We start from the raw sequence: 12,274 nt of genomic DNA on the forward strand, positions 1-12,274 counted from the left end.
AGTCTTTGAAAAGCCCAGCCTGGAAGGCCTGTTGCCCGCACAACGCGCGACGCATGGGCCGCGCGTTCTGCTGCTGTATGGCTCGGTTCGCGACCGCTCCTACAGCCGACTGCTGACCGAAGAGGCGGCGCGACTGCTGCGCAAGATGGGGGCCGAGACCAGGATCTTCGACCCGCGCGGCCTGCCGCAGCCCGATGGTGCCCCTGACGATCACCCGAAGGTCAAGGAACTGCGTGAGCTGGCTATATGGGCCGAGGGTATGGTCTGGACGTCTCCTGAGCGTCATGGTGCGATGAGCAGCATCCTCAAAGCGCAGATAGACTGGATTCCTTTGTCCTCTGGTGCCGTGCGACCGACGCAAGGCAAGACATTGGCGGTGATGCAAGTCTCGGGGGGCTCGCAGTCCTTCAATGCGGTCAACCAGATGCGTGTGCTGGGTCGCTGGATGCGCATGATCACCATCCCGAATCAGTCGTCCGTTGCCAAGGCATTTGCCGAATTCGATGAGGCTGGCCGGATGAAGCCCTCTTCGTATTACGAACGGGTGGTGGACGTGATGGAAGAGCTGGTCAAGTTCACGCTGCTGACGCGAGACTGTTCGGACTACCTGGTGGATCGCTACAGCGAGCGCCGTGAAAGTGCCGAAGAACTGTCCAAACGGGTCAATCAACGCAGCATTTAAACGATACAGATGGCACTGAACCGCACGCAAGTCACAGTCCTTCTCGGGATTGCCCAAACCCTGTCCTGGGCCTCGTCGTACTACTTGCTTGCGGTGCTGGCCAAGCCAATCAGTCAGTCGACAAGCACCTCGTACTCTCTGGTGTTCGGCGCTTTCTCTGCAGCCTTGCTGGTGGCTGCTGCGGTAGGCCCTATTGCGGGCCGATTGATTGATCGCTTTGGCGGAAGGTCAGTGCTTCTCGCCAGCAATCTGGTTTTTGCCTGTGGCTTGCTGATGTTGAGCCAGGCCACGCAGACAATGCATATCTTCGTGGCGTGGGCGTTCATGGGTGTAGCGATGGGCAGCGGCCTCTACGAAGCCGCATTTGCCAGTGTTGTGCACCTGTATGGCCAGGATGCGCGCCCAGCCATTACCGGAATCACGCTTTTTGCTGGCTTTGCCAGCACAGTGGGCTGGCCGCTTTCCAGCTATCTGGAAGGCCTGTACGACTGGCGCGCCGTATGCATGTTCTGGGCCGCCCTGCATCTGCTGCTGGGCCTTCCGCTCAATGCCTTGTTATCGCGTGCCAAGCCCAACCCGAGGGAAGTGTTCGAAGAACAAAAGCCGCCTGGAGCCGTGCCTGAGGGCGCAAGCAACGCAGGCATCAGTCTTAAGCGCACTACCTATCTGATGGCCTACGTTTTCGCGGCGTCCTGGTTCATCAGCACTGCCATGGCTTCCCACCTGCCTCAGATTCTTCAGGCCAGCGGTGCAACTTTGGCTGCTTCGATTGCTGCCGCTGCATTGGTCGGGCCCGCCCAGGTTGCAGGTCGGGTGGTGGAATACAGCTTTCTCAAGAAAGCACACCCGTTGCTGTCTGCTCGCCTGGCCATCCTTGCCCATCCCTTGGCTGCCGTCTGCCTGGGACTTGCAGGTGCGTCTGCAGCCAGTGTCTTTGCCATCCTGCACGGCCTTGGCAATGGCATCTTGACGATTGCCATAGGCACGCTGCCGCTCAAGGTGTTTGGCTCTCAAGGATATGGCCAGCGTCAAGGCTGGCTCATGGTGCCTGCACGCATCGTGCAAGCCGGGTCACCATTTCTTTTCGGGCTGGCTGTCGCAAACTGGGGCAGCCAGGCTCTGTGGCTGTCTTCTGTGCTGGCGATCAGTGCATTTGCGGCTCTGTGGTCCACGCGTGTGAGTGCACAGCAATAAAGGCAAAAGGAGGTCACCAATGTCGTTTCACGATGTGATCATCGTCGGAGCTGGTCAAGCAGGCCTATCTGTGGCGTACTTCCTGCGCCGCACCAATCTGTCGGTGCTGCTGCTGGATGCCGAGGAGGCTGGTGGTGGAGCCTGGCAGCATGGATGGGATTCGCTGAGGCTTTTTTCTCCCGCATCGTGGAGTTCCATCGCGGGATGGCCGATGCCTGCTTCGGTTGACCAGTATCCAGGTCGTGACCATGTGGTCGACTATCTTCGCAAGTACGAGGCACGCTACGAACTCAAGATCGAGAGGCCGGTTCGCGTCACAGGCATTGAATGCACCGAGCAAGGCTTCCAGGTCAATGCCGAAGCGAGGAGCTGGAACTCGCGCGCCGTTGTATTTGCCACGGGAACGTGGCGAAATCCATTTGTTCCCAACGTTGAGGGTCTGGCGTCCTTCAAGGGACAACAGTTGCACTCAGCTCAGTACCGATCACCTGAGCCCTTTAAAGGCAAGAAAGTGATGGTGGTCGGCGGAGGAAACTCCGGTGCACAGATCCTGGCGGAGGTCTCGCTTGTTGCTCAGTCCACGACCTGGGTCACGCTGGAGCCTCCAGCCTTTTTACCGGACGAGGTCGATGGACGCGTACTCTTCGAGAGGGCCACTGCACGCTGGCAGGCCCTGCAGGAGGGTAAAGATCCAGAGAACCTGCCAGGTGGCTTTGGCGATATCGTGATGGTTCCCCCTGTCCTTGAAGCACGCCAGCGCGGCGTGCTGCATTCTGTCGGCCCATTCGAGAAGCTCACGGCGGACGGGGCTCAATGGGGCGACGGAAGTACCAAGCCTTTCGACGCGATCATCTGGTGCACCGGCTTTAGGCCAGCGTTACAGCCTCTGGAGACTCTTGGCGTTGTCAACGAATGCAGAGTCGCGGTAGACGGTACACAGGTGCGTGGCGTCCCAAGTTTATGGCTTGTGGGCTACGGTGAGTGGACCGGGCCAGCATCTGCCACGCTCATTGGAGTCATGCGCACAGCTCGCAGCACAGCAAGCGAGATTACGCAGCACCTATCGGACTGAATGACCGCTGCTCCTGGATCTAAAGGTCTGCTGCAGGTCGGCAGCACCACTTCATCTCCAGTGATAGCGGGCATTCAGTGCTCTCTCGGTTTTCCGATGGATCACCGACTGCTGCCAGCCCGAAGCCGGTCATTTGGGGATCGACTTGCGCACGGCTCCTAAGGTCCGCCATGCGGCTGCAACCGGTAGTTGGCCATCCAGACATGAGCAGCAGCAGTCGGTTGAAGCCACAGTGCAACGCAGTCATTTGCCAAAGAAGTGCGGACGGCAGCAACGGATCAATCTGCTCCATTGCGCCACCCACTGCCAGCTTTGACGTGCTTGATAAGCTCTGCGGAGCTTCATCACACTCAAAGTGGCAATATGAAATGCAAATCGCTGGTGGGTTTAGCAGCGAATCGGTGATGGTTTTGCCGTGCGAACGCTTGGCGGACTTGAGGCAAATACTCACCGCACGGCCCTGACAGAAAAATTCACTCGTAGAACAGGGTGAAGAATGCTGTGGTCGACACGAAGCCCGAGCCCATCGCCGAAGGGCTTGCAGCCGTACGGAAATAACGTGCCGTCAACGGAATCTTGACTCGTGTGGAGCTGAGAGATGTTGTGCCATGGACCAATTTCGAGCCCAGCTGCAGTTGGGTGGTGCTGCTCAGATCGCCCTTGAAAAGGGTGACGCCCACCCCGCTTGCCATGCCCTCGTCACTGCCATTGACTAGAACGTTACTGCCAGCGGAGGTTTGCGTGCCGTCAACCTGGTAGCTGACCTTCACACCACTGTCGCAGAGCAGGTTGATATTGAAGGTTTTCGCCTTGTCGTTGGCCCGTGGGATGGGCGAGGCATCAAAATCAGTCTTGGCAATCGTCGGCAGGCGCACATCGATAGAGCGGCTGTCAGCATTCATCTCACAACCGAGGCCGGTGATTTGCGAGCTACTGGTGATGGAGAGCGTCGTTACAACCAAGTTGTTGTAGCTCACTGCGGAAGACCCACCAATAGTGACCACTCCCGCAGAGACATCGATGTCATCGGTCTTGATCAGGCGCACTCGCCAGCTGGTATTCAACGGGTACCTCGTTGGCGCTGCCACTGGCCAGCTCAGGCTAGGCAGCGGGGTAATTTGGGTTGGGTTGGGGTTGCAATTGGCCAGCATCTGGTTGCACCAGAACACCGAAACACCGATGCCCGGCACATTGGTGGCGAATACCGAGGCAAAGCCGTTGCTGGTATGTCCAGGAACTGCTGCACCGATGCCGCCAGCATGGGTGCCACTCACCTTACCCTGAACGTCACACTCGATGCTGGTTCCAGAAAATCCCTTCCAGCCACTGTCCCACAGCGCGGTGCCGTTGGGGGCGTTACGCGGGATGCTCAAGGTTGACGGCAGGGCCACCGTAGCCTGCACGTTTTGACTGCCCTGTAGGAAACTGCACCCCGCCGCCAGCGCTGAAGGCCCCCACAACAGGGCAATGAGTAGAAGAAAAATTCTCATGATGACTCCTCGTGAACTGAGCGCGGCAGGGACGCACTGGATGGTTTGCTGCACAGCGCCTGTGCCTTGATGAAGGGCGACTCGCGCTTGTGCTCCAGCGATGGCAAGCTGTAATGCACCAGGCACTGGCGATCACTGCTTTGGCCCCAACGCACGGTCAGTTGGCCCTGTGGCTCGGTGGCGCGGAAGAACACTCGACTGCCTTGCCCCACTAGCGTCAAGCTGTTGCCCTGTGCATCGAGCACCTCTGCACCCATCGGCAGCGCTTGGCGCTGCTCGTTGTGCAGAGTCAGCAACACGGGCTCGCCCGTCACGGTGGGGTAGTTCAGCATCACCACTGCGCCATAACGCGGGGCGATGCTCTGCGAAGTAAGTTGCAGCTCGACGTCGTCGGCGATGCCCTTGGGGTCGAGCGCCACTTCGTTTTGCCGGTACGGCATCAGGCTGGCCACTACGCCGTAACCACTACCGTCCAATTGGTCTCCGTTGTTGTTGAGCATCCGCGCCCCCTTGGCGTCTTTTGCCTGGACGATGGCACGCGTTTCGCCCTGGCTCTGACTGAAGGTGATGCCCTCAGGATGCGCCACCACACTCCCTGACAAACCCAGGCCAATCTGGCGATAGCCGTCACCCTGGCTGTAGCTGCCAGACAGATTGGTGCTGGCCGCGCGGTATTGCACATTAACGCCGCCCGAGTTGCTGGTATCGCCTTCTGCGCGTGAGCGCGAACCATAGACGCCGTAGTTGAACTGGTTGAATTCGCCGAGCACGCCGGAAACGTTCAGTTGGTTATTCAAGTCACCCTTGTCCGAATAGGTGCTCGAGCTGCTCAGGTAAGGTGCGCGGCTGGATCGGCCCAGCGGAAATGACAGCATGAGCATGTACTGCGTGATTTTTTTGCCGCGATTGGACTCAACGCGACTGGCTGACAAGCTCATGCTGCCCCAGCGATAACTGTTGGAGTAGCCAGCCTGGTAATTCGTGTCTCTGGACTGGCCGGTCTGCCAGTAACTTTGAGAGGAGCCGCTTAGAAAGAGGCTGCCGTAGCCTTTGGCCAGGGGCTGATTGATGTTCACCTGGAAGCGGCTACGCTGACGACGTGCAGGCGCAGCGCTGGGATCGCGGGCTCGGGCAAAGTCGCCAAAACTCAGGTAACCCTCGCTGGAGAACCGATACGCCGCCACCGCGAAATTAGTGCGCGTGCTCTCCAGCAACTTGCTGTAACTGAGGCGAGAGCCCTGGCCTCTTGCCGAACTTTTCAAGCCACCACGCTCTTGCAACCCCGAGGCACGGGAATGGGTGATATCAAAGGCGAACGCTCCCAGCGATGTACTCAGCGCAACGCCGCCCTGCACAGCCAGGTATTGGTCTGCAATGATGCTGCCGATGTAGCCGGTCCACCTGTTGGAGATGCCGCGTTGGTAAGTGCCCTGGGCGAAGCGTGGCTTGTTCTTGAGCGAGTCATCGCGGTACTTGCCGGCGGTGAGGCTGTAACGTGAAGTGCCCGGTCGCAGCAACTGGGCCACCGAAGCGAAAGGCACGGTGAAGCTGCGTACGCGGCCATCGGCCTCGGTCACTGTTACGTTCAGGTCGCCTGAGTAGCCGGTGTTGTACAAATCATTGATGACAAAGGGGCCGGGCGCCACGCTGGTTTCGTAGAGCACAGTACCGCCCTGGCGTACAGTCACCCGCGCGTTACTCTCGGCGGTGCCGCGAATGGCTGGAGCGAAGCCGCGCTGCGAATCGGGCAGCATGCGATCATCCGAGGCTAGTTGTACGCCCGTGTACGGCACACTGTCGAAGAGGCCCGATGGCGTGTAGTACTCACCCAGCGTCAGCTGCGACTTAAGGCCGGTCAGGTCCCGCTGCGCATAGCTGCTTACCGCGTCATAGTGGCTGGTCGTTGGGCCGCTGCCACTGCTTTGGCTGTAGCTGCCGTTGTGGCGCAGTCGCCAGTTGCCGATGTTCAGTCCGAGATTGAGGCCGGTGTAGAGCTGGGTACTTTCCTGGCCGCGCCCATCGTTGCGATAGGCGTTGGCGTTGTAGTCGATGAACCCGGCTGTGACACCGCGATCCCACTCACGCGGATCGACATAACCGCGGCTGGAAAGCTTGAGGAACGCCTGCGGAATGGTCAGATCCAGACGCAGGGTGGCCAGGTCCAGCTCGGCTTGGGCACCCGGCAGTTGCTGGGTGATATCTACACAGTCTGCATCCGGCGCCGCAGCATCCGGCACTCGCGCCGCATCCAGCCCCAGGCTTGCCAGTTGATTGCGCTTGAAGCAGTAGCGTGAAGCCCGGCCATCCTGCGCATCCTGCACGATGATGTCCTGCTGCCCGATCCCGTTCTGATTCACGTAAACATCCAGCTGATAGCTACCTGGCACCACCGGGTTGCCGCGTTCGAAACGCGAGATATCCACCCTGTCGCTCGCAGACCCCTGGAGAAAAGCTGGATTGAAGGACGCCTGCTGGCCCCCCGTTTTCGCGAGTACCTGACTGATACCTCCAGTCAAGGCAGCACTGACGATAGCGGCCCGCAATGCGTCACGAAGCGACAAGCGAGCATCGATGAACATGCACCAACGCTGAAATATACAAATGAGCAGACGCACCCCAACTCCTTGAGGCTCAGTGCAGACTGGCGGACTGCTCGGGGGCAGCACCGAAGTCGCTCATCCAGCGGAAACGTACCTTGCCCCCATCGATCCCAGCGCTGTAGCCTGGCAGTGGGAAGTCATGGCTGCTGAACGGCACGATCATGCCGCCGCCGGTATCCGTGGTACGGCCACCCTGATCCAGTGACAACGCACTGAACGACAGGTGATAAGGGCTGGAATTTTCGCCACGCAGTACATAGCCATCGCCATCGCCTTGACGCTGTACCCGCCAGACCACCTGCTCGATAGCCTTGTGCAGATCACCCGACAGGCCACTGGGGCGGTAGAACAGTTTCAGGCGTGACCGCACAGCGATCTGCATCATGTTTCCGCTGGAGTCCTGCGGCAGCGGCGGGATCTCCAGCGCATTGAACCAGAACAGGCTCTCGCGATCCTGCGGCAGGTTTTCGCCGGTAAATGCCAGGCGCACGCTCTGACCTTTCAGCGGGTCGAGCCTGAAGATGGGTGGCGTTGCCAGGAAGGGCGCGTCCGCATCCTGCGGCTTGCTTTGAGTATCACCACGATCAACCCAGATCTGCATCAAAGCGGGGTCAGATCCCTTGTTGGTGAGTTTGATGGTGACTTCGCGTTCCTTGGCGGGGTAGACGATTCGCGTTCCATCGATCGATACGCCGGCGTGGGCGACGGATAGGGTGGACAAGCAAAGCAGTACGCTGCTGAACACGTCCCGTAACCAATAAGCGGACATTGCTGGTTTCTCTTGACTACCCGGGACGTGCGCCCCGGGCTATGCGGATTACTCGTAGGTCAGTTGGAAGTTCGCTGTGGCTGCGACAGCACCGGCGCTAGCGCCACCCGCTTGCGAGTAGTACTGCAGGTAGTACTGCAGGTTGGCCGCGCCGCCGCTCACGTCAACCGCGCGTTCCAATTGCTTGGTAGCGTCGTCGGTATTGATGTTGATCACGTTATGGTCTTTATCGAGCACTTGCACCTGTACGTTGCTAGCCGGACCGGTAGCAGCGCTGTTTTTGAGGTTGCCATGGGCATCGACGTGGTTGTTTGGAACGAAAGCTGCAGAGACTTTCACCCCGTTGGAGCAGCCGTTCACACTCAAGGAAAAACCGCCACGACCGGTACTGCTCTGCGCGGCAGAGAGCAAATCCTTGTCGACAGGAGGCAGCGTCACATTGACACTTGCGGCAGAGGTACCAAGTACACAACTGGTTTCAGTGACCTTGCCAGTAATGTTGACCACACCGGTCTGAGGGGTGGCCGCATAAGCTTGGGCACCAAGACCGACGCCCGCCATACAGATCAATATAGTGCGCAGTTTAGATTGCATATCGCTCTTTCGATTAATTAAAAACACCAACGATTAATCTGCCGATCAGAAACATTCTTGGCGCCTAGCCCGCAAAACTATTTTGCTTACGGAATAAGCAACTTTGACAGAGAAAGTTATGATCAACAGGAGGTTGATATGATCAAATTCACCCGTATAAAACTCAATAAGAATAGTCTTAAAAATTAAAAATAATTAAAGTCAGTCACATGATTGGCACAGCCTTGGAGATGAAGGGCAAGGGGATTGCAGGCGGCTTTTTTGACGCCGCAAATATGGCATTCACCTTGGGCGGCGGGGGCACTGAGCAGTCATCGAGCCGGCACATACAGACCAGCACCACGCTGGGAGCGCGTACGATTGGATGAGTTTGGGCCAGGATTGACTGTCTTCTTTGGGTAGCAGGTAGTATTGCGACAGTCGCAGATTGGCTAGGTGCAGACATAGCCCGATTGATAGACATCAAGCGGATGGCCGAATGCTAAGCTGGGCTCTTAAGAGAAGAATTTTTGAGAGGGACTCACATGTCGGACGACAGCGAACTCTATTTTCTTGAACATGAAAACCGCCCAACTCGAACTGAACTTGAGTCCAACAGCTCCCCATACCTATTGTCTGAATGGCATCTTCCTATTGTTTGGGTTGCATTGTTTCAACCATGGGATGCACGCATCGATGCCACCTCCATTCGAGATAGGGATAGAGCATACTTCGCAGCAAAGCGATACGACGCCATTACCAACTTAGAGAAAAGACGGCCTTGGATACGTACAGCAGCTCCAGGCTTGGATGAAGTCTGGCTGGACTCATTCACAGAATTTCTCATGGCCTGCGAGCTTTCATGGGTTCATGTTCAACCTCCTCCATTATTCGAAGAAGGTTCTGCTCCTAGCATTAATGATTTGAGACAACTGCTGGCGATATTTGACATACCCCAAAGTTCGCTGGACGCAACCACAAAAGACGTTGCCGATGATCAAGACTTATATAGGACATGCTTCGCCAGCCAATTCAATTCGACCGAAGTAGATATCAAGCTCTTTAGCCTCGGCGCAAGCGGCACTGACAACTTGATGAAGTGGGAGACTCAATAGCTGAATCTGTGCTTTGGGGCGTTCTGAAACGCTCAGCCTACTGGCCAGAACCCGTCACAAACTGATCAGATCAAATAACTTAACTCTGCCCGGCAATATGACCTTGTTAAATTTAATTACCGTCAATAATCAACTGTCATTCCTAACCGTCTATATGTGTTGGTGCGTGGCTGTTTTTGGTTTATTGCTAGGATTATTTGAGCCCAAAGGACTCATAGTTTCTGCAGTTTTTGCTGGAGTTGGCTTGATATTGTTCTGGAATAAAGTTATTGCAAATCGACGCAGAGTTACGTTAGATGCAGCTAGCTCTCAAGTGGTCATTTCGAGTGTCTCTGCCTTCTTTAAGCCAAAGCAGCGCGTCTATCCTCTAGAGCTGTTTGGCTCAGTTCAGTCATACATCCAGCAAGGAAAGAGTCCCGTCAACCGCGTAGAACTGGTCACTAAGACTGGGGGGCAGGCATTGCTGCTTGCTTTATTTAAGCCTGCAAATGCGGCTCCTTCGTTCTTCTCTTTCCCTGCACAAGGAGAAAATAAGAATGCAGAGCGCCTTCGGCAAGAGGTCGCTGTTCATCTTGGGCTTGTTGATCGAGGTTTTCTCGGGAACAGAATGTTCGGCGCGCAACTCAAAGACTGACAGTCTCTCAGTGACTAAAGAATTCGTGCCAATGGCCGCTCTGGGTCGGTCGGCGACGGTCGCAGACCGGCCAGGAGCAGCTGGCCACCGCATCCTCTTGGGCGGCTACTTCAGACTGGTTGCGGCCTTTCAACTCAACAAGGGCGATGACTGCAACTACCACAAGCAGTCATCGCACTGAGTTTACTTTTTCCCCCCGCTAGGTGGCGCATTGCTACGTCCTCCACCAGATGGATTGCCTGTTCCACTTGGCCATCCACCGCCATTTCCCTGACCACGGCCGCCTCCGGTTGATCCGCTACTTTTCCCACTACCTTGGGAGCTACTACTTCTACCCCCGCTATTACCGCCACTTCTACTCATTTTCTTTCTCCTTGCCGGATCACTTAGGGATGCATCACTATCCGGCTTCGTGCTGCATTTGGATTGCCATACTTATATGAAGCACTCCTATAAATTCGAGCGATTCAGTTGTTTAAGGCTCTTGTGAATACATCGATTTCTCTGAGAATCCACTGGGTCTTCAGAGGCAGTGCTGTATGGGGCATCAGCGTTTTTGGATCTCGCACATACTGTGGGGTATAGCCCATCAATCCTGCATAGTTCGCCGCACTCTGGCCTAAGCCTTCGTAAAAGCGATCGAACAACTCAGCCTCATTCCGCTCTGAAAGCAACCGATACTGAGACTTGCAGAACGCACATACTTGGATGTAAAAAGCGATGAATAGTGGCCCGGCGGTGTACTTAGACTGCTCGAGCGCTGACTTAAAGTGCGTGAGAGCCAGCAGGCTGTCACCGGCAAACATCGCATCACGGGCGCGTGCCCATTCGATGAGCCAACTGGGGGGGGTATCTAACCCTACATGCCAAGTTCCTTCAGTGAACGATCTATATTCCGTCTTGTAGGCTAATTCAGCGCTGCCCGGAATGTCTGCAGCGAGGTTGAGTGAACCAGGTAAGCTTCGGATCTGGTCGAGCAGGGCTTGATAGCGGGAAGATGCATGCTGAGCGACAGATTCATCAATATTTGGGTAGTCGTTGATTTGCAGATCCATCAAGTCGCTGCTTGGGATTGAGTGCAAGCGCTCTGCCGAAAGGTTCGTCAAGCTGTCTCCCGCCAACGGCACGAATGGACCGTAACTTGCTACATGTACATTTAGATTGTGCGCAATCATTGCTCCAAATGCATGAATCGCGAATGCGTTTTCGTTGACAGCCTTCGGCAGGTGATAGTTCAAGGGTTGAAGAGTTGGATAAAAGGTTTCCCACTTCATCCTGTTGTGCTTGCGTAGTCGATCTATCACCTGCTTGGACCGAGTGTTGACCTGCTGAGCGGTGAAGTCACGAGTCCATGCTTTCTCGTTGAGAGGAGCCTTTAGCTGAAACTCGTGATATTGATGAAGCTTATGTAATGAAATACCTGTAATCTGGCAAGCAGCATCCGCGAATGCTTTCAAAGGCCACGGCTCGTCCAGAGGCGCATGTGGCCAAGTGTCATCTTGCAATAGTTCGCTGATTAATTTCAGCGACAGCTTGCGAAGATTTTGACTAAGAAAATACTGAAAACTGTGCGACTGATTCTGCGCATTGCATGCGTACTCTCTAACAAACTCTCGATAGTGACTGAGTGCTGATATATAAAAATTTACCGCCAGTTCGGATACGCCCCAGAGCGAGTAGCGCTCGGTGAGTAGAACCTTGATGTATTGACGCAATTCGCTATATTCAGCGACTGATTCAAAGTCAGTTTTTGAAAACTGATTTACGTAAGCTTGAATCGTTCTACTTTTTTTGAGCTTCTGCGTATCTTTAGGAGCGAAATGGGTAGTTACCGCGATTAGGTCGTCGAGAGATCCATATCCGCCACCCTCTTGCTGAATTGTCTCGAAAGCCTGCCGCAACGCGGCGCGCCGTTCTTTCTCTGTAGCGGCGACGCGGAAGGCAACATCTTCGTTATCGCTGTTCCACAGCCCTAGGCAGTCGCACACGACCTTGTGCAGGTAGCCCAGCGTTGGAAGTTGATTAGTAGTGTCTAGCATGTTTTTCCTTAGAAACTGCCTCGATCCTACTGAGATGAATGTTCTTTACTAAGTATCAAAATCGCGATTTGAATCGACCAGTATCTCCTAGATAGGAACGACTGCT

At 55.8% G+C, this 12,274-nt stretch carries 10 protein-coding genes; 5 read left to right on the top strand and 5 right to left on the bottom strand.

All coding sequences use genetic code 11. The features are described 5' to 3' along the window. The 3 genes from arsH to P353_RS15480 form a co-directional block, all read left to right on the top strand. Positions 1–682, top strand: a 682-nt coding sequence (gene arsH, locus P353_RS15470; RefSeq protein WP_034371231.1) for an arsenical resistance protein ArsH, incomplete at its 5' end; no start/stop codon positions are given. Positions 683–691: 9 nt separating this feature from the next. Next, a complete protein-coding gene (locus P353_RS15475; RefSeq protein WP_034371233.1) occupies positions 692–1,876 on the top strand; it encodes an MFS transporter in 1,185 nt (394 codons plus the stop codon). Between the two features lie 19 nt (positions 1,877–1,895). After that, positions 1,896–2,948, top strand: a complete 1,053-nt coding sequence (locus P353_RS15480) for an ArsO family NAD(P)H-dependent flavin-containing monooxygenase (protein WP_034371236.1) — start codon at positions 1,896–1,898, stop codon at positions 2,946–2,948. A 473-nt stretch (positions 2,949–3,421) separates the two neighbouring features. On the opposite strand, the gene P353_RS15485 is transcribed toward P353_RS15480, so the two are convergent. From P353_RS15485 to P353_RS15500, 4 genes are all read right to left on the bottom strand, one after another. Continuing rightward, the gene (locus P353_RS15485; protein WP_080750561.1) at positions 3,422–4,438 is read right to left on the bottom strand and encodes a fimbrial protein; all 1,017 of its coding nucleotides are present in this window, start codon (positions 4,436–4,438) and stop codon (positions 3,422–3,424) included. Next, complete coding sequence (locus tag P353_RS15490; protein WP_080750562.1) at positions 4,435–7,017, bottom strand: fimbria/pilus outer membrane usher protein; 2,583 nt, start codon at positions 7,015–7,017, stop codon at positions 4,435–4,437. The genes P353_RS15485 and P353_RS15490 overlap by 4 nt, the downstream gene beginning before the upstream one ends. A gap of 52 nt (positions 7,018–7,069) precedes the next feature. Then, on the bottom strand, positions 7,070–7,759 hold the full coding sequence (locus tag P353_RS15495) for a molecular chaperone (RefSeq protein ID WP_232776557.1): 690 nt from the start codon (positions 7,757–7,759) through the stop codon (positions 7,070–7,072). A gap of 96 nt (positions 7,760–7,855) precedes the next feature. Continuing rightward, the gene (locus tag P353_RS15500; protein ID WP_157839604.1) at positions 7,856–8,401 is read right to left on the bottom strand and encodes a fimbrial protein; all 546 of its coding nucleotides are present in this window, start codon (positions 8,399–8,401) and stop codon (positions 7,856–7,858) included. Positions 8,402–8,925: 524 nt separating this feature from the next. On the opposite strand from P353_RS15500, the gene P353_RS29250 reads away from it, so the two are divergent. Next, a complete protein-coding gene (locus tag P353_RS29250; protein WP_157839605.1) occupies positions 8,926–9,495 on the top strand; it encodes a hypothetical protein in 570 nt (189 codons plus the stop codon). 13 nt (positions 9,496–9,508) lie between these two features. Then, complete coding sequence (locus P353_RS29255; RefSeq protein ID WP_157839606.1) at positions 9,509–10,129, top strand: hypothetical protein; 621 nt, start codon at positions 9,509–9,511, stop codon at positions 10,127–10,129. 467 nt (positions 10,130–10,596) lie between these two features. Here the strand turns inward: P353_RS29255 and P353_RS27560 are convergent, their stop codons facing one another. Next, on the bottom strand, positions 10,597–12,168 hold the full coding sequence (locus P353_RS27560; protein WP_052084881.1) for a hypothetical protein: 1,572 nt from the start codon (positions 12,166–12,168) through the stop codon (positions 10,597–10,599). Positions 12,169–12,274: the final 106 nt, after the last annotated feature.

The organism is Comamonas testosteroni, assembly GCF_000761245.1.
GTDB lineage: Bacteria > Pseudomonadota > Gammaproteobacteria > Burkholderiales > Burkholderiaceae_C > Comamonas > Comamonas testosteroni_C.